Origin of the sequence: Pantoea sp. ICBG 985, from assembly GCF_002928365.1 — a bacterium.
GTDB lineage: Bacteria > Pseudomonadota > Gammaproteobacteria > Enterobacterales > Enterobacteriaceae > Pantoea > Pantoea dispersa.
The window spans coordinates 1-21219 of sequence record NZ_POWM01000001.1 but is presented as its reverse complement, the minus strand read 5'-3'; the positions used below and the strand labels follow the sequence as shown (position 1 = coordinate 21219).

The 21219-nt window shown below is 58.2% G+C and carries 21 protein-coding genes, 2 tRNA genes, 2 rRNA genes and 1 pseudogene; 9 read left to right on the top strand and 17 right to left on the bottom strand.

Translation table 11 applies throughout. The annotated features are described in order from the left end of the window. Positions 1–5: 5 nt before the first annotated feature. The 5 genes from C1Y42_RS00130 to hpxU form a co-directional block, all read right to left on the bottom strand. Positions 6–737 carry an amino acid ABC transporter ATP-binding protein gene (locus C1Y42_RS00130; protein ID WP_021507294.1) on the bottom strand — a complete coding sequence of 244 codons (732 nt, stop codon included), beginning with the start codon at positions 735–737 and terminating at the stop codon, positions 6–8. Then, positions 718–1374, bottom strand: coding sequence for an amino acid ABC transporter permease (locus C1Y42_RS00125; protein WP_104092605.1), 657 nt, complete (start codon positions 1372–1374; stop codon positions 718–720). Before C1Y42_RS00125 ends, C1Y42_RS00130 begins: the two co-directional genes overlap by 20 nt. Then, entirely contained in the window at positions 1371–2039 is a 669-nt protein-coding gene (locus C1Y42_RS00120; protein WP_021507296.1) for an amino acid ABC transporter permease, read from the bottom strand. The genes C1Y42_RS00125 and C1Y42_RS00120 overlap by 4 nt, the downstream gene beginning before the upstream one ends. A 12-nt stretch (positions 2040–2051) precedes the next feature. Beyond that, positions 2052–2837 carry a transporter substrate-binding domain-containing protein gene (locus C1Y42_RS00115; RefSeq protein ID WP_031279673.1) on the bottom strand — a complete coding sequence of 262 codons (786 nt, stop codon included), beginning with the start codon at positions 2835–2837 and terminating at the stop codon, positions 2052–2054. A 194-nt stretch (positions 2838–3031) separates the two neighbouring features. Beyond that, complete coding sequence (gene hpxU, locus C1Y42_RS00110) at positions 3032–3871, bottom strand: MurR/RpiR family transcriptional regulator HpxU (RefSeq protein ID WP_021507298.1); 840 nt, start codon at positions 3869–3871, stop codon at positions 3032–3034. A 192-nt stretch (positions 3872–4063) separates the two neighbouring features. Here hpxU and C1Y42_RS00105 point away from each other — a divergent pair, with 192 nt between their 5' ends. From C1Y42_RS00105 to hpxZ, 4 genes are read left to right on the top strand one after another with little or no spacing between them, the layout of a single operon-like run. Then, the gene (locus tag C1Y42_RS00105) at positions 4064–5650 is read left to right on the top strand and encodes a gamma-glutamyltransferase family protein (protein ID WP_104092604.1); all 1587 of its coding nucleotides are present in this window, start codon (positions 4064–4066) and stop codon (positions 5648–5650) included. Positions 5651–5661: 11 nt separating this feature from the next. Then, a complete protein-coding gene (hpxX, locus tag C1Y42_RS00100) occupies positions 5662–5847 on the top strand; it encodes an oxalurate catabolism protein HpxX (RefSeq protein ID WP_104092603.1) in 186 nt (61 codons plus the stop codon). Continuing rightward, positions 5844–7241, top strand: coding sequence for an AtzE family amidohydrolase (locus C1Y42_RS00095; RefSeq protein WP_058769326.1), 1398 nt, complete (start codon positions 5844–5846; stop codon positions 7239–7241). Before hpxX ends, C1Y42_RS00095 begins: the two co-directional genes overlap by 4 nt. A 2-nt stretch (positions 7242–7243) precedes the next feature. Further along, a complete protein-coding gene (hpxZ, locus tag C1Y42_RS00090; RefSeq protein WP_058769325.1) occupies positions 7244–7627 on the top strand; it encodes an oxalurate catabolism protein HpxZ in 384 nt (127 codons plus the stop codon). Positions 7628–7701: 74 nt separating this feature from the next. Here the strand turns inward: hpxZ and puuE are convergent, their stop codons facing one another. From puuE to C1Y42_RS00075, 3 genes are read right to left on the bottom strand one after another with little or no spacing between them, the layout of a single operon-like run. Then, entirely contained in the window at positions 7702–8655 is a 954-nt protein-coding gene (puuE, locus tag C1Y42_RS00085) for an allantoinase PuuE (RefSeq protein ID WP_021507302.1), read from the bottom strand. Between the two features lie 35 nt (positions 8656–8690). Then, positions 8691–9422 (bottom strand): allantoin racemase, encoded by a 732-nt coding sequence (gene hpxA, locus C1Y42_RS00080; protein WP_021507303.1) that lies wholly within the window; start codon positions 9420–9422, stop codon positions 8691–8693. Then, positions 9419–10141: a GntR family transcriptional regulator gene (locus tag C1Y42_RS00075; RefSeq protein ID WP_104092602.1), complete on the bottom strand. Its 723-nt coding sequence runs from the start codon at positions 10139–10141 to the stop codon at positions 9419–9421. Before C1Y42_RS00075 ends, hpxA begins: the two co-directional genes overlap by 4 nt. Before the next feature lie 144 nt (positions 10142–10285). Here C1Y42_RS00075 and C1Y42_RS00070 point away from each other — a divergent pair, with 144 nt between their 5' ends. Beyond that, complete coding sequence (locus tag C1Y42_RS00070; protein ID WP_104092601.1) at positions 10286–11779, top strand: NCS1 family nucleobase:cation symporter-1; 1494 nt, start codon at positions 10286–10288, stop codon at positions 11777–11779. Positions 11780–11879: 100 nt separating this feature from the next. On the opposite strand, the gene C1Y42_RS00065 is transcribed toward C1Y42_RS00070, so the two are convergent. Next, positions 11880–11956 (bottom strand) — tRNA-Asp (locus C1Y42_RS00065). A gap of 134 nt (positions 11957–12090) precedes the next feature. Continuing rightward, positions 12091–12822: a DNA polymerase III subunit epsilon gene (gene dnaQ, locus C1Y42_RS00060; protein ID WP_058776026.1), complete on the bottom strand. Its 732-nt coding sequence runs from the start codon at positions 12820–12822 to the stop codon at positions 12091–12093. Here dnaQ and rnhA point away from each other — a divergent pair. Further along, positions 12776–13343, top strand: a pseudogene (gene rnhA / locus C1Y42_RS00055) (ribonuclease HI). The gene dnaQ and the pseudogene rnhA sit on opposite strands and share 47 nt — an antisense overlap. Here the strand turns inward: rnhA and C1Y42_RS00050 are convergent. After that, positions 13328–14062: a class I SAM-dependent methyltransferase gene (locus C1Y42_RS00050; protein WP_021507307.1), complete on the bottom strand. Its 735-nt coding sequence runs from the start codon at positions 14060–14062 to the stop codon at positions 13328–13330. The pseudogene rnhA and the gene C1Y42_RS00050 overlap by 16 nt on opposite strands. A 40-nt stretch (positions 14063–14102) precedes the next feature. Here C1Y42_RS00050 and gloB point away from each other — a divergent pair, with 40 nt between their 5' ends. Both gloB and mltD read left to right on the top strand, forming a co-directional pair. Further along, positions 14103–14858, top strand: coding sequence for a hydroxyacylglutathione hydrolase (gene gloB / locus C1Y42_RS00045; protein ID WP_021507308.1), 756 nt, complete (start codon positions 14103–14105; stop codon positions 14856–14858). A gap of 71 nt (positions 14859–14929) precedes the next feature. Continuing rightward, entirely contained in the window at positions 14930–16306 is a 1377-nt protein-coding gene (mltD, locus tag C1Y42_RS00040; protein ID WP_031279674.1) for a murein transglycosylase D, read from the top strand. A 192-nt stretch (positions 16307–16498) separates the two neighbouring features. Here mltD and C1Y42_RS00035 read toward each other — a convergent pair whose 3' ends face one another. Then, a complete protein-coding gene (locus C1Y42_RS00035; RefSeq protein WP_031279675.1) occupies positions 16499–17299 on the bottom strand; it encodes an endonuclease/exonuclease/phosphatase family protein in 801 nt (266 codons plus the stop codon). Positions 17300–17447: 148 nt separating this feature from the next. Then, positions 17448–18626: an MFS transporter gene (locus tag C1Y42_RS00030; RefSeq protein ID WP_058769322.1), complete on the bottom strand. Its 1179-nt coding sequence runs from the start codon at positions 18624–18626 to the stop codon at positions 17448–17450. 100 nt (positions 18627–18726) lie between these two features. On the opposite strand from C1Y42_RS00030, the gene yafC reads away from it, so the two are divergent. Continuing rightward, positions 18727–19635, top strand: coding sequence for a DNA-binding transcriptional regulator YafC (gene yafC, locus C1Y42_RS00025; RefSeq protein ID WP_104092600.1), 909 nt, complete (start codon positions 18727–18729; stop codon positions 19633–19635). A gap of 12 nt (positions 19636–19647) precedes the next feature. Here the strand turns inward: yafC and dkgB are convergent, their stop codons facing one another. From dkgB to C1Y42_RS00005, 4 genes are all read right to left on the bottom strand, one after another. Then, the gene (gene dkgB / locus C1Y42_RS00020) at positions 19648–20451 is read right to left on the bottom strand and encodes a 2,5-didehydrogluconate reductase DkgB (protein ID WP_059010976.1); all 804 of its coding nucleotides are present in this window, start codon (positions 20449–20451) and stop codon (positions 19648–19650) included. 170 nt (positions 20452–20621) lie between these two features. After that, a tRNA-Asp gene (locus C1Y42_RS00015) sits at positions 20622–20698 on the bottom strand. Between the two features lie 100 nt (positions 20699–20798). Beyond that, positions 20799–20914 (bottom strand): 5S ribosomal RNA (rrf, locus tag C1Y42_RS00010). 199 nt (positions 20915–21113) lie between these two features. Then, a 23S ribosomal RNA gene (locus C1Y42_RS00005) occupies positions 21114–21219 on the bottom strand; the annotation flags it as partial.

Below are 21219 nucleotides of genomic sequence, written 5' to 3'. Positions count from 1 at the left end.
TTCGGTTACAGACGCACGGTCGAAATAAACTGCTTCAGCTCGGCGGTTTGTGGATTTGCAAACAGCGTTTTGCTGTCGCCCTGCTCCCACACGCGTCCCTGATGCATAAACACCACGCGGTCGCCCACGTCGCGGGCGAAGTTCATTTCATGGGTGACGAGAATCAGCGTCATGCCTTCGGCGGCCAGCTGCTCCAGCACTTTCAGTACTTCACCCACCAGCTCCGGATCGAGCGCCGAGGTGATTTCGTCACAGAGTAAAACTTTTGGCTGCATCGCCAGCGCGCGGGCAATCGCCACGCGCTGCTGCTGACCGCCCGACAGGTTGGCCGGGTAGTAATTGAGGCGTTCGCCGAGCCCGACTTTTTCCAGCATCTGCGTAGCCAGCGTGCGGCACTCCGCCTCGCTCTTTTTCAGCACGCGACGCGGTGCCAGCATCACGTTTTCCAGCGCCGTCATGTGCGGAAACAGGTTAAAGTTCTGAAACACCATGCCTACCGAGCGGCTGATTTCACGCGCCTGCGATTCACGATCGGTAATCGTCATGCCGCCCAGTTTAATGCTGCCTTCCTGATAACCTTCCAGCCCGTTCATGCAGCGCAGCAGGGTACTTTTGCCAGAGCCGCTGCGGCCAATGATGGAAATCACTTCGCCGTTGTCGATATCCAGATCGACCCCTTTCAGTACGTGGTTATCACCGTAGTACTTCTGGACCTGATTAATGGTGATGAGCGGCATTGAATTTTTTCTCCAGGTACTGGCTGTAACGCGACAGCGGATAACACATCAGGAAGTAACCGAGCGCCACCAGGCCAAACACCTTGAAGGGCTGATACGTCACATTGTTGAGAATGGTGCCGGCTTTGGTCAGCTCGACAAAGCCGATAATCGACGCCAGCGCGGTGCCCTTGATCACCTGCACGGCAAAGCCAACGGTCGGCGCGATGGCGATGCGGATCGCCTGCGGTACCACCACGCGATACAGCGTCTGGCCAAAGTTCAGGCCGAGGCAGCGCGACGCTTCCCACTGCCCTTTTGGCAGCGCGCGAATGCTGCCGTACCAGATATCCAGTAAAAACGCGCTGGTATACAGCGTCAGTGCCAGCGACGCCGCGGTCCAGGGCGCGACGTCGATGCCAAACAGGCCGACGCCGAAGAAGGCGAGAAACAGCTGCATCAGCAGTGGCGTGCCCTGAAACAGCTCGGTGTAGCAGCGGATCAGGCGGGTGAGCCAGCGACGCTGCAGCAGACGCAGAAACAGCAGCGGCAGTGTCACCAGCGTGCCGCCGAAAAAGGCCACCAGCGACAGCAAAATCGTCCAGCGCGCCGCCAGCAGCAGGTTGCGCAGGATGTCCCAGTCAGTAAACGTCGTCATGCCGGCTGCGCTCCAAACCATTTGCGACCCAGCGCCAGCAGCAGCTGACGCATGGCAATCGACAACGCCAGATAGATCAGCGTGGTCACCAGATAAACTTCAAAACTCAAAAAGGTGCGCGACTGAATCAGGTTGGCGGCAAACGTCAGCTCTTCATACGAGACCTGCGACACCACCGACGAGCCGAGCATCACAATGATGCACTGGCTGACCAGCGCCGGATAAATGCGCTGCAGCGAGGGCGGCAGCACCACGCGGATGAAGGTTTGCGTGCGGCTCAACCCGAGCACGCGCCCCGCTTCCCACTGCCCGCGCGGCGTGACCTGGATACCGGCACGGATGATTTCAGTGCTATAGGCGCCAAGGTTAATCAGCATCGCCAGCAGCGCCGCTTCACCGGCCGTCAGTTTCAGCCCGAGATTAGGCAGACCAAACACGATAAAAAACAGCTGTACCACAAACGGCGTGTTGCGAATCAGCTCGACGTAGATGCCCCACAGGCGGCTGGCCCAGCCCGGTTTGCCGCTGCGCAGCGCCGCGCCGAGAATACCCAGTCCGACACCGCCCACCGTCGCCAGCACCGTAAGCTGCACCGTGACCCACAGTCCGGCCAGCAGCTCTGGCCAGTGCGGCCAGAGATCTGCAAAGTTAAGTTGCCCAATCATTGGCCGTTCCTGTTATGCGCCGAGGTTGGCAGGCAGCGGCGCTTTCAGCCACTCTTCCGACAGCTTGTTCAGCGTGCCGTCTTTAATACCCTGCTCAATCAGTGCGTTCACTTTCTCTTTCAGCGCCGGCTCATTCTTTTTCAGGCCGATAAAGCACGGTGAATCTTTCAGCATAAACTGCGGCACCGGGGCTTTTTCCGCGTTCTGGCGCGCAATCGCTGCGACCACCAGGTTTCCGGTGGCGACATACTGCACCTGACCGGAGAGATAGGCGGACAGCGTAGTATTGTTATCTTCGTAGCGCTTCACCTGAGCATCTTTCGGGGCAACATCGCTCAGCACCATGTCTTCTACCGCACCGCGCGTCACGCCAATCGATTTCCCGCTCAGCGCTGCCGCATCTTTCAGCGTCTCGCCTTTCGGGCCGAACACGCCGAGGAAGAACGGCGCATAGGCGCGGCTGAAGTCGATCACTTTTTCGCGCTCGGCGTTTTTGCCCATGCTGGAGATCACCAGATCGACTTTATCGGTCTGCAGATACGGTACGCGGTTAGCGCTGGTCACCGGCACCAGCTGCAACTTCAGTTTCATCTGCTTCGCGAGGTATTTCGCCATGTCGATGTCATAGCCCTGCGGCTGCAGATCGGTACCGACCGAGCCAAACGGCGGGAAGTCCTGCGGCACCGCCACGCGAATCACGCCACGCTTCTGGATATCCTGCAGCTGATCGGCCATGGCGCTGCCTGCCTGCGCCAGCAGCAATGCTGCCCCTGCTACTGCCAGTAATACTTTGTTCATTATGCACCCCGGTGAGTTAATGGTGAAACAAAAGATTCTTGATAAATTGATTTGCAACTAATGTGCCAACCACAACGGGCAGCAAACGCAGCGGCTAAGCGGAGGATTTAAGGCGGTTAAGGGCGCATCATAACGGGGATCACCCCGTTAGCAGACGCGATCAAAAAAGGTGCAAAGCACCAAAACGGTGCCCTTTAGCGGTGTTCCAGCTCGTCGAGCTGCTGGTAAAGATCGGCAATCTGATGGATGCGCTGACGCCCCTGCGACAGCATTTCGTGCAGCAGCGCGTTGGCCAGCAGGTTGATCAGGCTCATTGCCGAGGCGTAGCTGTCAAAGGCGGAAACGCTGTCGAGCGGTGCGCACAGCTGCCAGCGCGCCAGGGTGAGAATGCCCTGCGCCTGCGGTTCGCACAGCACCAGCACCGGGATGCCGCTCTGCTGTAGCTGCTGCATCAGTGGACGAATGATGCGTGGCCGGCGGCGAAACGCCATCACCACCACCACATCTTCCGGCGTCATGTCCACCAGCTCTTCGCCCAGCGTCTGGCCTGGCTGCGGTAACACCTGCACCTGAGCGCGCGCCTGCAGCAGCTGCTGGCGCAGGTGCAGCGCCACCGGATACGCGTTGCGCATACCAATGATAAATACCCGCCGTGCGGCGCCCAGCGCAGCAATCACCTCGCTAAACTGCCGGGCGTCAATGCTGTTGACCCACTGCGTCAGGTTCGCCATCTCCTGCTTGTAATGACGCGACAGCAGCGTGTTGCCCTGCACCGCGTCGCGGTTATCGGTCAGCGGCATTCCGCTCTGGCGCAGGGTGCGCAGCTCATCACGCATGTCTTTGTATTTTTCATAGCCGAGGCGTTTGAACAGCCGGCTTACCGTGGCCTTTGATACGCCGCTGAGCCGCGCCAGCTCAGCGCTGTTATAGCTAATCAGATCATCAAAATGGTCAAACACAAAGTCAGCAATGCGCTGCTCCTGCGGCGACAGTTGCGGATAGTGACTGCGAAGGCGTTCATCGAGCTGTTTCATCATCGGTCCTGTAACTTTCGTTTCATCACAAGCTAGCATAAATCGATCCAGGCTGGCGTAACACCAAAACTGGAACGGCTCTTGCTTTACCATTGCTACAGACTGGTAGCGGCGCAATTTGTTGCGCTTGTTTTCCCTATCCAGCGCGCCAAATCGCGCCGCTACAAAAGAATAATCCGGGAACAGTTCATTATGATTCAAAGCAATATGGCCCCGATGGGCATGGCGGTGACGCCGCATCACCTTGCCAGTGAAAGCGCACTGGCGGTACTGCGTGAAGGCGGCAACGCGCTGGAAGCGATGGTGGCGGCCGCGGCGACCATCGCGGTGGTCTATCCGCACATGAATGGCCTTGGCGGCGACGGCTTCTGGCTGGTGGTGCCACCCAGCGGTGATCCGGTTGCCATCGATGCCAGCGGTGCTGCCGGCTCGCTGGCGCACCCCGACTTCTACCACGGCGAAAGCCATATTCCGCATCGCGGCCCTAAAGCGGCACTGACGGTCGCCGGCACCGTCAGCGGCTGGCAGGAAGCGCTGACGCTGGCGCACGAACTGGGCGCGACGCCGCTGCCGCTGAGCCGTTTGCTGCGCGATGCGATTCGCTATGCGGCCGATGGCATTCCGGTCACCGCCTCGCAGGCGGCAGCGACGGCGGCAAAACAGCATGAACTGCAACATCAGCCCGGTTTTGCTGCCACCTTTCTGCCTGATGGCGCACCGCCCGCCGCCGGCAGTCGTTTTACCCAGCCAGCGCTGGCGCAGACGCTGAGCGTGCTGAGCGAGCAAGGGCTGGAGAGCTTTTATCGCGGTGAGCTGGCGCACCATCTGGCGCGCGAAATGGGCGCGCTCGGCATGCCGATTACGCTGGACGATTTACACCGGCAGCGCGCCCGGCGCTGCACGCCGCTGCACCTCACGCACAGCGAAGGCGATATCTGGAACATGACGCCGCCAACGCAGGGGCTGGTATCGCTGGCGATCCTCGGGATCACCGATCGTCTGGCGATGGCCGACGCCAGTGAAGCGCAGACGGTGCACCGCATCGTTGAAGCCACCAAACAGGCCTTTGCCTTGCGCGATCAACACATCACCGATCCGCGTCACATGGCGATTGATGTGCAGTCGCTGCTGAATGCCGATCATCTCGGCACGTTGGCGGCGCAGGTGCAGGACGATCGCGCCGCGCCCTGGGGCACCGGACGCGGACCGGGCGATACCGTGTGGATGGGCGTGATGGACAGCAGCGGCCTGGCGGTCTCCTTTATCCAGAGCATTTACCACGAATTTGGCAGCGGCGTCGTGCTGCCCGGCACCGGTATTACCTGGCAAAACCGTGGCGCGGCGTTCAGCCTGCAGCCGGATCACCTGCTGACGCTGGCACCGGGCAAACAGCCGTTCCATACGCTCAATCCAGCGGCTGCACGCCTGAAAGATGGCCGCACGCTGGTGTACGGCTCAATGGGCGGTGATGGCCAGCCGCAAACCCAGGCGGCGATCTTTACCCGCTATGTCATTCAGGGCCAGCCGCTGCAGCAGGCGGTCAGCGCACCGCGCTGGCTGCTTGGCCGCACCTGGGGACAATCCTCAGACTCCCTCAAGCTGGAGGCGCGCATCGCGCCTGAAACCGTGCAGCAGCTGCGCGCGCTCGGTCATGAGGTCGAACTGCTGGCTGAATACAGTGAAGTGGTGGGCCACGCCGGCGCCATCGTCAGACACAACAATGGCATGCTGGAAGGCGCGTTTGATCCGCGCAGCAACGGCAGCGCTGCCGGCTTTTAACGGAGACAATCATGAATGCACAACCGGACTGGGCGGCCTATATCGCCCAAATGGAACAGATTCTGGCGCTGGAGCTGGACGACACGCGCCGCGCCGAGCTGCTGACGCAGTTTAACCGTATCGCCGCAATGGCGCAGCCGCTGATGGCGCTGCCGCTGGACGATCGCCTGGAAGTGGCGGGAGTATTTCATCCATGACGCTGGCAGCCTTATCGATTAGCCAGCTGCAGCAGGCACTGGCGCAGGGCGATCTCAGCGCGCGCGACATCGCACAGCAGACGCTGGCCGCCATTGAACAGCATAACCCGGCCATCAACGCCTGGACCGCCGTCACCGCGCAGCGCATGCTGCGGGAAGCCGATCGGCTGGATCAACAGCGTCAGCGCGGCGAGCCGCTGCCGGCGCTGGCTGGCATTCCCTATGCGGTAAAAAACCTGTTTGACGTCGCCGGTCACAGCACGCTTGCCGGCGCCAGCCTGTTCAGCGAGCGGCCGGTGGCACAGCAGGATGCGTGGGCGGTCTCTAAGCTGCAGCAGAGCGGCGCACTGCTCTCCGGCATGCTGAATATGGATGCCTACGCTTACGGCTTTACCACCGAGAACACCCATTATGGTGCCACCCGCAACCCGCGCGATCTGTCGCGCGTGGCCGGCGGCTCATCTGGCGGTTCCGCGGCAGCCGTCGCTGCCGGGCTGGTGCACTTTTCACTCGGCACCGACACCAACGGCTCGATTCGCGTGCCTGCTTCGCTGTGCGGCATTTTCGGCCTGAAACCCACCTTTGGTCGTCTGTCGCGCAGCGGCAGCCATCCGTTTGTCGCCAGCCTCGATCACATCGGTCCGTTTGCCCGCTCGGTGGAAGATTTGAGTCTGGTCTACGATGCGCTGCAGGGCGGCGACGCCAGCGATGCGTTTCAGGCGGCGCGGCCTGCGGAACCGGTCAGTGACAGGCTCTCTGCTGGCAGCGAAAAGCTGCGCAGCGCGGTGCTGGGCGGCTTTTTTGCTGACTGGTGCAGCGATGAGGCGCGCGCGGCGGTGGCGGTAGCGGCCCGCGCGCTCGGCGCGACAGAAGAAGTGACGCTGCCCCAGGCCGAACTGGCGCGCTCGGCCGCGTTTATCATGACCGCCGCGGAAGGCGGCAATCACTATCTGCCGGCGCTGCGCACCCAGCCAGAACGCTTTGAGCCGAATTCACGCGAACGCCTGCTGGCTGGCGCGATGCTGCCCGCCGCGTGGTATGTGCAGGCCCAGCGTTTCCGCCGTCACTTCCAGCAGCAGGTGCTGCCGCTGTTCGACCATTATGACGTGCTGATCGCCCCGGCCACGCCCTGTACCGCCACCACCATCGGCCAGGAAACCATTCACATCAACGGTCAGGATTTGCCGACACGCGCCAGCATGGGCATGCTGACGCAGCCGATTTCGTTCCTCGGCCTGCCGGTGTGTAGCGTACCGCTGCTCACCGCCAGCGGCTTACCGATTGGCCTGCAACTGATTGCTGCGCCGTTTAACGAACAGCTGGCGCTGCGCGCCGCCTGGGCACTGCAGCAGCAGGGTGTGACGCTGCCACAAACCTCTTTTATGGATGCCTGAAGATGACACCTGAACATATCGATCGTCCGGCGATACTGGCTGAAGTCACCGCCGCGTTTTACCGCTACGAGCAGGCGCTGGTGAGCAATGATGTCGCCGTGCTGGACGAGTTGTTCTGGCACGATGCGCGTACGGTGCGACTCGGTGCCGGAGAGAATCTGTACGGGATTGACGAGATTCGCGCCTTTCGCGCGGCGCGTCCGTCAAAGGGGCTCGATCGCACGCTGCGCAATACGGTCATCACCACTTTTGGCGATGACTATGCGGTGTGCAGCACCGAGTTCACCCGCGAGGGCGTAGAGAAGATCGGCCGTCAGCAGCAGACCTGGGTACGGCTGCCGTGCGGCTGGCGCATCGTGGCAGCGCAGGTGAGTTTGATGAGCTGACGCAGGCGCGAGTGTTGCCCTCTCCTGGCAAGAGAGGGCAAAAACGACCTGATATCCGTGAAAGGTAAGGCTGCTTACGCAGCCGGATGCGTCTTCATCCAGTGATCGGCAATCTGCTGACGCGTGCACACCCACACCTTGTCGTGCTGCTGAATATGGTCGAGGAAACGCTGCAGCGCGCGGAATTTCCCCGGACGCCCCAGCAGACGGCAGTGCATGCCAATCGACATCATCTTCGGCGCCGTCGCGCCCTCTTCATACAGTACATCAAAGGTATCGCGCAGATAGGTATAGAACTGCTCGGCGGTGTTGAATCCCTGCGGCGTGGCGAAGCGCATGTCGTTGCACTCCAGCGTATAGGGAATGATCAGATGCGGCTTCACCGTGCCGTCCTGACAGGTGACCTGCGTCCAGAAGGGCAGATCGTCACCGTAGTAATCGCTGTCGTAGCTGAAGCCGCCCTGCTCGACCACCAGCCGCCGCGTATTGGGGCTGTCGCGCCCGGTATACCAGCCGGTGGGCGCTTTACCGAATAACTCGGTGAGCACGTCCACTGCCTGCTGCATGTGCTGACGCTCGGTTTTGGCATCCATCCCCTGATAGTGAATCCAGCGCCAGCCGTGGCTGACCACATCGTAATCGGCGGCTTTGATGGCCTCGACAATCTGCGGATGCCGCGCCAGCGCCATCGCGACGCCAAAGATGGTCAGCGGCAGGCCGCGCTGCTGAAACTCCTGATGGATGCGCCAGAAACCGGCACGCGAACCGTACTCATACAGGGAATCCATCGACATGTGGCGATCGGCATAGCTGGCGGCTCCGATGATGTCGGAGAGAAACTGCTCAGAGCCCGCGTCACCGTGCAGCACATTGTTTTCAGCGCCCTCTTCATAATTGAGCACGAACTGCACCGCCACCCGCGCCTCACCCGGCCACTGCGCGTGCGGCGGCTGGCCCGCATAACCAATCAGATCGCGCGGATAGTTTTTGTTGAAGCTGTACTCTTTCTTTTCAGATACATCACTCATTCTGCAAGTTCCTGTCATCAGTCCTCAACCAGCCCTTAGTTTAGGTGCTGAAATGCCGCGCTGAGCGGTTTTTTAATCGGGTAAGCCAGATCGCCGTGTTTGCTGGTACCAAAGCCCAGCGCCAGTAATGACTCGACCATTTTCACCGCCGCACTGACGCCATCAATCACCGGCAGGCCCAGCTCTTTGGTCAGATCCTGCGCCAGCGACGCCATGCCGCCGCAGCCCAGCACAATCGCGCCGCTGCCATCTTCACGTTTCGCCTGCAGGCAGCGCTCGCGCACTTTCTCCTGCGCGACGCCGCTGCCGTCTTCAAGCGCCAGCACCGGCAGATCAATAGCGTGCAGCGCGGCACAGTGATGGCTGAATCCGTACTGCTGCAGCAGATGGCGGGCGATCACCAGCGTGCGCGGCAGCGTGGTGACAATCGAAAAGCGCGTCGCCACCAGCGTCGCGGTGTGCATCGCCGCTTCGGCAATGCCAATCACCGGGCCGCTCGCCAGTTCGCGCGCCGCCAGCAGTCCCGGATCGCCAAAGCAGGCGATGATATGGCCGCTGACGCCCTGCTCTTTGCCGCGTTTTACCTGTTCCAGCACGCCCACCGCGGCAATCGCTTCATCAAAGTGCCCTTCAATGGAGGGCACGCCCTCGCTCGGGCACACCGCCACAATCTCCGTGCCAGGTGCGGCCACGGCGCGCGCCGCTGCACCGATGGTCGCCGTCATGGCGGCGCTGGTATTCGGGTTGATCACCTGGATCAGGCTCATGATGCCGCTCCTTTATGACCGGCAAATAACCGGGTGAAATCAGGCAGGGTTTCGCCGCTGCGTTCAAAGTGCAGGCTGGCGACGATATGTTCGAAGTGATGCTGCAGCGCCGTAGTTAACGCCGGCAGATCTTTTTGCCGCAGCAGATCCACCAGCCGATCGTGATGATCGCAACGACAGCCGCGCTGCCACGGTGCACCGTAAGCGGCGATCACCAGCGAGGAGCGCTGCGTCAGGCGCGTCACCATGTCAGTCAGCACCTGGTTGCCGGAAATCGCCTGCAGCTGGATATGAAAAGCCGCAGACAGACGGATGGCAGCGGCTCCGTCGTGCTGCTGGTGCGCCTGCTGCTCGTCGGCAATTAAGCCACTCAGCGCGGCGAGATGCGGCGGCTGCAGATGCGCCAGCACCGCCGGCAGATTGGCACACTCCAGCAGGCTGCGCGTGGCGAAGATGTCGCGCGCTTCCTCCACGCCCGGCGTCGCCACCTGTGCACCACGTCTGGGCGACAGGGTGATCATTTGCACCGCCGCGAGGCGCTGCAGCACCTTACGAATGCCGGTGCGGCTGACGCCAAACACCTCCGACAGCGCCTCTTCCGGCAATTTGCTGCCCGGCGGCAGCTGGTGCTCCACGATGGCGTTCAGCAATGCCTGATAGATAGGTTCGTCTCTGTCATTCAGATCGGCAGCCGTTTTCTGGCCTGTTTCACTCTTCATTACCCGCTCCGGCAAGTGACTGTATGCAGACATCGTATACGTGAAATTCATTTTTTGTATACAAGAAATCAATTCTGGCCTGGATCCTGCAATACCGTTTCACGCTGTCATTATTTTTCCATGAAGTTAAGAGGAGCAGGTTTCATGCCAAATCATTCTGAAGTGACCTCTGCGGTGGCCTCTGAAGCCAACGCCCATTACAGCCCGCGTCTGTGTAACGACGACCTGGCGCCGACCCGCAACCAGAACTGGTCGTGGTACAACATTTTTTCGTTCTGGATGTCGGACGTGCACAGCATGGGGGGCTATGTGGTGGCGGCCAGCTTCTTCACCCTCGGTCTGGCCAGCTGGCAGGTGCTGCTGTGTCTGCTGGTGGGAATTTGCATCGTGCAGCTGTGCGCTAACCTGGTGGCAAAGCCGAGCCAGATGGCCGGCGTGCCTTATGCGGTGATTTCGCGTCAGGCATTTGGCGTGTTCGGGGCCAACATCCCGGCGGTGATTCGCGGGCTGATCGCCTTCGCCTGGTACGGCATTCAGACCTATCTGGCGGCGAATGCGCTGATGCTGGTGCTGCTGAAGTTCTACCCGTCGTTAAGCAGCATGACGCAGAGCAGCTGGCTCGGCCTGTCGCAGCTTGGCTGGTGCTGTTTCGGCGTCATGTGGCTGCTGCAGGCGATGGTGTTCTGGCACGGCATGAGCGCGATTAAACGCTTTATCGATATCGCCGGTCCGGCGGTATACGTGGTGATGGTGGCGCTGGCGGGCTGGATTGTATACAAAACCGGTTTTGACGGTATCTCCTTCACCCTCGCCAGTAAATCACTGAGCGCGGGCGAGCAAACCTGGCAGATGATTACCGCGACCGCGCTGGTGGTCTCTTATTTCTCCGGCCCGCTGCTCAACTTTGGTGACTTCTCGCGCTACGGCAAAAGCATGGGTGAGATTCGCCGCGGCAACCGCTGGGGCCTGCCGTTCAACTTCCTGCTGTTTTCGATTGTGACCGTGGTCATTGTCTCGGGTACTCAGTCGCTGTTTGGCAAAATGATCACCGATCCGATTGAAACCGTGAGCATGGTAGGCAACGATGTAGCGGTCGCTATCGGGCTGCTGACCATGATTACCGCCACCATCGGCATCAATATCGTGGCGAACTTCGTTTCGCCAGCGTTTGATTTCTCTAACTGCTCACCGCAGAAGATCAGCTTCCGCGCCGGTGGCATGATTGCCGCCGTGGGTTCAGTGCTGCTGACGCCGTGGAATCTGTTCCAGTCACCGGAGCTGATTCACTACACGCTGGATGTGCTGGGATCGTTTATCGGGCCGCTGTTTGGCATTCTGATCGCCGATTTCTACCTGATTAAACGCAGCAAGGTGTACGTTGATGACCTGTTCAACGATACGCCAAAAGGCCGCTACTGGTATCGCGGCGGTTTCAATCCGAAAGCGATTGCTGCACTGCTGCCTTCCGTCGGCATTTGTCTGGTGATTAGCTTTATTCCGTCCCTGCACGCGGTGGCAAACTTCAGCTGGTTCATCGGCGTGGCGCTGGGCGCTGGCTGCTACCGCTGGCTGGCGCGCGCCGAACGTGAGGTGCCGCAAGCCACCTATCGTGCGGAAGTGGCGGTACAGAAGGATTAATGCGCTGGCGGTCGCCATGAATGGCGACCGTACGCCAGATGGGTATGATTTAGAAAAGCAAAAAGCCGATGCATTGCTGCATCGGCTTCTTTAAAGAGATTGGCGGAACGGACGGGGCTCGAACCCGCGACCCCCTGCGTGACAGGCAGGTATTCTAACCAACTGAACTACCGCTCCGCGCTTTGTTCCCCGTCGGGAACGAGGCGCATATTAATGGCAGCCTCATCCCTCGTCAACGCTTTTTGCAGGGGAATCTCTCGTTTGCCGTTTTTTTCAGCTTAACGACGCTTTTCCACGCAAAATCAGCGGCTTCAGGCGCGCCACAGGCAGCTGCCGCCCTTCTTTTGCACCAGATCGAGCCGGCTCTCATGCGCCATTATCTCTTCATCGCTGGCGCTAACCACGCGCAGGCCGGCGCCCGGACGAACGATGCGCTGTATATGCTCGCCTGCCACCTGATTGCTCTGCTCGCCTTCCATTGAAAACGCCAGCGAGGTCTGGCCGCCGGTCATGGTGAGGAACACTTCGGCCAGAATCTCGGCATCAAGCAAAGCGCCGTGCAGCGTACGTTTGCTGTTGTCGATCTCGAAACGGTTACACAGCGCATCCAGGCTGTTGCGCTTGCCCGGGAACATTTTACGCGCCATCGCCAGGCTATCGGTGATCTGACAGAAGGTTTCTGTCTTACCGATGTCGCGCTGCAGCATGGCAAATTCGTAATCCATAAAGCCGATGTCGAACGAAGCGTTATGGATCACCAGCTCCGCGCCGCGAATGTAATCGAGGAATTCGTCGGCGATTTGCGCAAAGGTCGGTTTATCGGCGAGGAATTCATCGGCAATACCGTGTACGCCGAACGCTTCCGGATCCACCAGCCGATCGGGCTTGAGATACATATGGAAGTTGTTGCCGGTCAGGCGACGGTTGATCACCTCAACCGCACCGATTTCAATGATGCGATGTCCTTCGTAATGCACCCCGATCATGTTCATGCCGGTGGTTTCGGTATCGAGGACGATCTGGCGGTTATTTGCAGTGCTCATAGGACTCGTTTTATGTCAGACTTGGCGTTTTGTCAGAAGGAAGTCTACCAGAGATGCGCAAACAGGTAGAAATATTCACCGATGGATCCTGCCTGGGCAATCCCGGTCCCGGCGGCTACGGCGCCATTCTTCGCTACCGCCAGCACGAGAAATTATTCAGCGCCGGCTATCGCCTTACTACCAATAATCGCATGGAGCTGATGGCGGCCATTGTGGCACTGGAAGCGCTGACCCAGCCGTGTGACGTGGTGCTCAGCACCGACAGCCAGTACGTGCGCCAGGGCATCACCAGCTGGATTCACAACTGGAAAAAGCGCGGCTGGAAAACCGCAGAAAAGAAGCCGGTGAAGAACGTTGATCTGTGGCAGCGACTCGACGCGGCGCTCAGCACCCATCAGATTCAGTGGGAATGGGTAAAAGGCCATGCCGGTCATCCGGAGAACGAACGCTGCGATGAACTGGCACGTAGCGCTGCCGGCAATCCTTCCCTCGACGATATTGGCTATCAGGTTGAATCCTGATCGCTGGCTTCACGAAACTGCCGCGTGGCATTGACCGCTGGCCGTAACTGGGTTTTGCCGGGCATCATCTTCACTTTGCCCGGCGTCAGCGGGAAGGTGCGCTTACGCGCAACCACGATATTCAGACAGCCCAGCGCCGGCAGGTGCGTGCTGATCATCTTGCCGCCCTGGCGGTGCCACGGCACCACCTGAAAACGCGTACGATACACCACTTCATAGTTGAGTAAGCTCAGCCAGTCGAGCAGGCGCACCTGGCTGAACATCCGTCCGCTCCACGGTGCGCGGCGCTGTAATCCGGGCAGGCCTTTACTGATGCCCAGCAGGCTGAACGGATTGAAGCCGCTAATAATCATCCAGCCGTCATCAATCAGTACGCGATCCACTTCGCGCAGGACGCGGTGCGGATCCTGGCTCCAGGCCAACGTGTGCGCCAGCAGACAGGCATCAATCGATTTGGCTTCAAACGGCAACTGCGTTGCGCTGGCGATGACGTGCAGCCCATCGCCCTCATCGCCCACATTAACCTGATGCGATATGGCACACTGGCGGGTATTGATTTCTGCGCTGAGGCTGCCAATTTTAAGCATATGAAAGCCGTACAGCTTGCCGAGATACGGTTGCAGTTGCTGGGTTAACGCGTCGCGGAAATAGTCGCCCCAGGGCATATCCTGCCAGGAGCGCGGCGCAGTCAGGATTTGGCGTGTTTTCGCTGGCTTCATGCTCTACCATTTTCCTTTTTCTACGACCTGAGAGGTGTTTATGAATCTTACCAGTATTCCCGCGTTGCAGGATAACTACATCTGGACACTGAACGATGAACAGGGACGCTGTCTGATTGTCGATCCGGGTGAAGCCCGGCCGGTGCTGGAAAAAATTCACGCCAATCACTGGCAGCCGCAGGCCATTCTGCTGACCCATCATCATCACGATCACGTGGGCGGCGTTAGCGAACTGCTGGAGCACTATCCACAACTTGAGGTTTATGGTCCGCAGGAGACCGCCGATAAAGGCGCGCGCACTATTCTCAGTGACGGTGATGAATTTACGCTGCTCGGGCTAAATTTCCGCGTCATCGCAACGCCTGGACACACTTTAGGACATATCTCATATTTCAGCTCACCTTATCTTTTCTGTGGCGATACGATGTTTTCGGGTGGCTGCGGACGACTATTCGAAGGCACTGCGCAGCAAATGTTTGAGTCGTTTCAGGCGCTTAATCAACTCCCTGCCGATACGCTTATCTGCTGTGCGCATGAATACACTTTATCCAATATGAAGTTTGCTGCGGCTATTCTGCCTCAGGACCCGAAAATTTTGGCAAGGTATCAGCAAATTAAGGACTTACGCGCAGAAAATCGCATTACTTTGCCAACAAAACTGGCGCTGGAGCGTGAAATAAATTTATTCCTGCGTACGCAAGATCCTGATTTGCAAAAGGCTTTAGGCATTAATGTGTCGTCGGCTCCGTTATGGCAGACTTTTGCCGATCTACGCGAGAAGAAAGACCGTTTTTGATATTTCTGGTTGTGTTGTGCCGGTCGCTAACGTATAGTTGCTCGTCTTTTAAGCGAACTATTGACACACACATGAAGGCTAAAGCGATATTACTCGCCTCGGTCTTGCTGGTTGGATGTCAGGCATCAAGGAATGACGCCAGTATCCCGGTACAGCATGCACAGAGTCTGTCTTCAGCTGGTCAAGGTGAAAATGGAAAGTACGGAGATCGCTTGTTGTCGCCGCGCTGGCAAGATGATGGAACCAGCCTCGCAGAAGACACTGATCTCTGGAATCACATTAGTGACGAGTTGAAGATGGGGATTCCGGAAAACCCGCGAATCCGCGAACAAAAAACAAAGTACTTAAAAAATAAGAGCTATCTCCACGATGTAACATTACGGGCAGAGCCGTACATGTACTGGATTGTCGAGCAGATACAGAAACGTAAAATGCCGATGGAACTGGTACTGCTACCCATAGTGGAGAGCGCTTTTGACCCACACGCAACCTCTTCTGCGAATGCCGCTGGCATCTGGCAGATCGTTGCGCAGACGGGCAAAAACTATGGTTTGAAACAGAACCAATGGTATGACGGACGCCGCGATGTGGTGGCCTCAACCAAAGTTGCGCTGGATATGATGCAGCGTCTGAACGGCATGTTTGACGGTGACTGGTTACTGACCATCGCCGCCTATAACAGCGGTGAAGGGCGTGTGCTGAAGGCGATGAAACAGAACAAGGCGCGCGGTAAGCCGACCGACTTCTGGCATTTATCGCTGCCACGCGAGACCACGGTTTACGTACCTAAAATGCTGGCCCTGAGTGATATTCTCAAGAACAGCAAGCGTTACGGTATTAAGCTGCCAACCGCGAATGAGAGCCGTGCACTGGCTCGCGTTGAAGTGGGACAGCAGATTGAACTGACGCAGGCCGCAGATATGGCCGGTATGTCGCTCAGCAAGCTGAAGACATTCAATGCCGGGTATAAAAACGGCACCACCGCGCCAAACGGACCGCACTATATTATGGTGCCTAAGTCCAACGTGGCTCAGCTGCGCAATTCACTGGCTTCCGGTGATATTGCTGCGGTACAGCCCGGCGAGCTGGCGAAAGTCAGCGCTGCAGGCAATAGCTATAAGGTTCGCAAAGGCGACACCTTATCGGGCATTGCCAGTAAGCTTGGTGTGAGCGTTAGTGCACTGAAGCAGCAGAATAACCTGCGCAGTGCGTCAGTACGCATCGGTCAGACACTGACCGTTGGCAGCAAAGCTGGCGCGTCGCAGCTGGCGGATAACGGCAACAGCATCACCTACCGTGTACGTAAGGGTGATTCTTTTGCCAGTATCGCCAAACGTCACGGTGTTAACACCAAAGACGTGATGCGCTGGAACAGTGACGCTAAAGACATTCAGCCCGGCGACAAGCTGACGCTGTTTGTGAAGAATAGCGCAACACCCGATACCTGATGCACCGAAAAGGCTGACTTTTGTCAGCCTTTTTCATTATTTACCTTTTCCCTTTCCCGCAGTCAGACACACTCACGCGTAAACCTCGTTATTTTCGCCGTTGCGCCATGCCTGTAGCGGTCTGAAGTGGTTTATTGAGCAGGATGCGCTTCAGCGCTGTGAATCATTCGCCTTTGGCGCGCCGCGCCTGGCTTAACGTTTAGCCGCGCCGGGACTGAATTCAACCAGCAGAGGATTATGGTCAGAGGCACGCGTCACCAGCACCGACGCCTCGCTGACTTTCATGTCGCGGTAAAAGACAAAGTCCAGCGGGCGGCCGAAGGCTTTGCGTCGATGATCATCAGTAAAGTTTACTTCGCGCAGCGCCATCTCACGGGCAAAGCGGTAGAGCGCATTCATACGCTGACGGCTCCAGGCATTGAAGTCGCCGGCCATGATCACCGGCCCGCGATGATGCTGGATTTGCTCGCCAATCGGCCCCAGCTGTTTGCTGTACACATCAACGCCGAGGCTGAAATTGACCGCATGAATGTTGACCACCATCAGCATTTCGCCGGTGGGAAGCGGATAGGCAGTGACCAGAGCGGATTTAGACAGCCTCAGTAGCGGCTCACGCTCACGCAGCGGACAGCAGTAGACCGGATGGGCAGAAGCCAGCGTCATGACGCCAGAGGGGTGTTGCGGCAGCACAAAGGCCGGTACCTGATCGGCCGCCAGATAATTACTGGTGGCGAACTGCACCAGTTCCGGTGTGGTCTGCGCCTCCTGTAGCAGCACCAGATGGGCATCTTTACCGAAGCCCTGCAGTACTGACATCCAGTCTGCCCGCTGCTGTTTGAAGATATTCCACACCAGCACGCGCAGGGTTGGGTCGGCTGGCAGCGGTGCACCGGGCGGTAACGCCTGCCCAAGATGCAGCATCGCCCCTGGCGGAAAAATCCGCTCAGCAGGCTGACCTGCTACATACCGCATTGCATAAGTTTTTTTTCGCACTGTCCCGCCTGGCTGATTTACGACTACAACTTCACCTGACTGTTATAGGGATTTTAGCGCGGGGTTTCAATTGCTGTTATTGATTGTCGGAATTCGCCTCACAGCCAGCAACGGCAACAGCCCACCATACGGCAGGCTGTTGTGCGGCTTATTCAATGATGGCTGCCGCACGCGGCTTATCCAGCTGGCCACTGAGGCGGACCAGCAGCAGAGCCGCAAACACGATGACGGCACCCACCCATGGCGTGTGCGCCAGACCGTAATGTTCCACGATGTGACCGCCGACGGTTGAACCCAGTGCGATGCCAATATTAAAGGCCGCGATATTCAGCCCTGACGCGACATCAACTGCGCCTGGCGCATAGTGTTCAGCCTTTTGCACCACGTAAACCTGCAGGCCAGGTACGTTAGCAAAGGCAAAGACGCCCATCACCAGCACCGTGAGCAGCGCGAGGTAATGCATGCTGGCGGTGAACTGGAATACCACTAACAGAATGGCCAGCGCGATAAAAATCAGCGTCAGCGCCGGTACCGCCCCGCGGCGATCGGCGAGCCTGCCGCCCCAGATATTCCCGATCGCCACTGCAATACCGTACCCCAGCAGCACGCCGCTGACGGCGGTCGGCGAGAAACCGGCCAGTGACTGCATCATCGGTGCCAGGAAGGTAAAGGTGGTAAAGATGCCACCGTAGCCCAGCGCCGTAATCGCGTAAATCAGCAACAGCCGCGGATTGATCATCACCGCGGCCTGCTGTGCCAGGGAGGTGGCAGGCGGCTGTGCGATGTTACGCGGTACCAGTATCATACTGCTGACCAGTGCAATCACGCCCAGCAGAGAAACCGCCAGAAAACTTTCACGCCAGCCAAAATGCTGACCAATCAGTGTGCCAAGCGGTACGCCGGTGACCAGCGCCACGGTTAAGCCGCCAAACATGATGGCTATCGCACTGGCGGCCTTCTCTTTGCTTACCAGGCTGGTCGCAATGGTTGAGCCGACGGAGAAGAAAACGCCGTGCGCCAGTCCGGTCAGCAGACGTGCCATCACCAGCGTTTCATAGTTGGGTGCCAGCCAGGCCACCAGATTACCGACGGTAAACAGCGCCATCAGACCCATCAGCAACTGCTTGCGCGGCAGCTTGCCGGTTAAGGCGGTGAGCACTGGCGCGCCGACGGCTACGCCAAGCGCGTAGATGGATACCAGCATCCCGGCAGAAGGTAACGTAATGCTGAGCTGTTCAGCGATGGTCGGAATCAGCCCGACGATAACAAACTCGGTGGTTCCGATAGCGAAGGCGCTGATGGTCAGCGCCCAGAGTGCAAGTGGCATGGTTGACTCCCAATAATGTTTTGATGGGCGTCATTATCGACTCGTGCTTTAATAACAAAAAGAAGCAAAGTAACAATAAACTTTTGCCTGAGGAGGCATAATGAAGGCATCTTCAGAGGAGTTAAAAGTCTTTATCGCTGTGGTGGAAAGCGGCAGTTTTAGCCGTGCAGCGGAGCAGTTACAGATGGCCAATTCAGCGGTGAGCCGCACGGTGAAGAAGCTGGAGAACAAGCTTGGCGTGTCGCTGCTGACGCGTACCACCCGTCAGCTGGCGCTGACTTATGAAGGCGAACTCTATTTCCGGCGCGTACAGAGGCTGATCCTTGAGATGGCGACAGCAGAGAATGAGCTGATTGAGCGCCAGCAGGCGCCACAGGGTGTGCTGCGCATCGACGCGGCAACACCGGTGATCCTTAACCTGCTGATGCCGATGATTAAACCCTTTCGCGAGCGCTATCCGGCGGTCACGCTATCGCTAATCTCCTCTGAAAGCTTTATCAACCTGATCGATCGTAAAGTGGATGTCGCTATTCGTGCCGGAGATTTAACCGACTCCACGCTGCGTGCCCGGCTGCTGTTCACCAGCTATCGTAAAATGGTCGCTACGCCAGCTTATCTGGCGAAATATGGTACGCCGGCGTCGGTGGAGGCGCTGGCACAGCATCAATGCCTCGGCTTTGTCGAGACGCCTCGTCTCAATCGCTGGCCCGTGTCGGCTAATGGCAGCGATCTGTATGAAATTGACGCGGCGATGTCATCAAACAGCGGAGAGACGATCAAGCAGCTGTGCCTTAACGATCAGGGTATCGCCTGCCTGTCGGACTTTATGGTGAATGCGGAAATTGCGGCGGGCACTTTTGCTGAGGTGCTGGCGCACCAGTCGGTACCGGTTGAGATGCCTTTTAATGCGGTGTATTACAGCGATTTAGGGGTGAGCCAGCGCGTGCGGGCCTTTATTGATTTTCTCAGCGAGTGGGTCAGAGATCAGCCCTGGCGCGTGCAGGGCTGATGCATGGGAGAATTAATCCCAGTCTGGTGCCAGGCCTTCCGGGCTGACCAGACGCTGCTGGCGATCCAGCGCGGCGATCTGCGCCATGTCGTCCGCATCCAGCGTCAGCTCCTGCGCCGCCATATTGCTGGCCAGGTTCTCACGCTTGGTTGAGGAGGGGATCACGGCATAACCCAGTGCCAGTGCCCACGCCAGGACGACCTGCGCGGGTGTGGCCTGATGTTTCTGCGCAATCTGCTTTATCACCTGTTCTTTTAACGCTTCGCCATACGCCAGCGTCATGTATGAAGTGATATGAATGCCCTGCTGTTTCGCGAAGTCCACGACCTGGCGATTTTGCAGGAACGGGTGCAGCTCAATCTGGTTGGTCGCAATGTTCTCTGCGCCCACAGCGGCAATGGCCTCTTTCATCAGGGCAATCGGGAAGTTAGAGATACCAATCTGACGCGTCAAACCCGCCTCTTTCGCTGCCATCAATGCCTGCATGCTCTCTTTGACCGATACCGCTGCACCCGGCGATGGCCAGTGAATCAGCGTCAAATTGACATAGTCGGTACGCAGTTTCGCCAGGCTCTGCTGCAGGCTGGGGATCAGTTTGTCGGCGGCGAGATTCTCAATCCAGATTTTGGTGGTGATAAACAGCTCATCACGTGCCACGCCGCTTTCGGCAATAGCCTGACCTACGGCAGCTTCGTTTTCATAAATTTGTGCGGTATCGATGGTGCGGTAACCAAGTTCCAGTGCGGTTTTCACTGAATGAATAACGACATCGTCCTGCAGACGAAATGTTCCTAAACCAAAAGCGGGGATTGTCATGTTTTCCTCATCATTACGTTGAATGTTGCGATGAGGCGTATTGTGGCAGGATTATTGTTGCTGAAAAATCCGCTTATGAGCAGAGGAATTTTGCGTTTTACTCAACAATGGCGGGTTTTTAGCGGACATGAAAAAGCCCTGACTTCACAGTCAGGGCTTCTCAATTTAAGTGGCGGAACGGACGGGGCTCGAACCCGCGACCCCCTGCGTGACAGGCAGGTATTCTAACCAACTGAACTACCGCTCCACCGATTCTGTACTGATATCAGACCGTCGCTGATTTCAGGTATTTCGCCCTTTCCGCGTCACCGGGAAGGTCACGACCCGATTAGGGGTCTTAAATTGATGCCTGGCAGTTCCCTACTCTCGCATGGGGAGGCCCCACACTACCATCGGCGCTACGGCGTTTCACTTCTGAGTTCGGCATGGGGTCAGGTGGGACCACCGCGCTGTTGCCGCCAGGCAAATTCTGTTTTCGTCCGCGTCTTTCGCGCTCTGACTGCGTTGCCCCGCTCGCGCCGCTCAGTCACATACTCGTGTATGCTCTTTCACGTCGTCTCGCGTGCCGCCCTGTCACAGCACAAAATCCACTGGACGTAATCCGGTGAACAATGCTGAAAATTCTTCTTCGGTCTCTCAGACCAAAACGCCTCTGGCGTTGTAAGGTTAAGCCTCACGGGTCATTAGTACCGGTTAGCTCAACGCATCGCTGCGCTTACACACCCGGCCTATCAACGTCGTCGTCTTCAACGTCCCTTCAGGACCCTT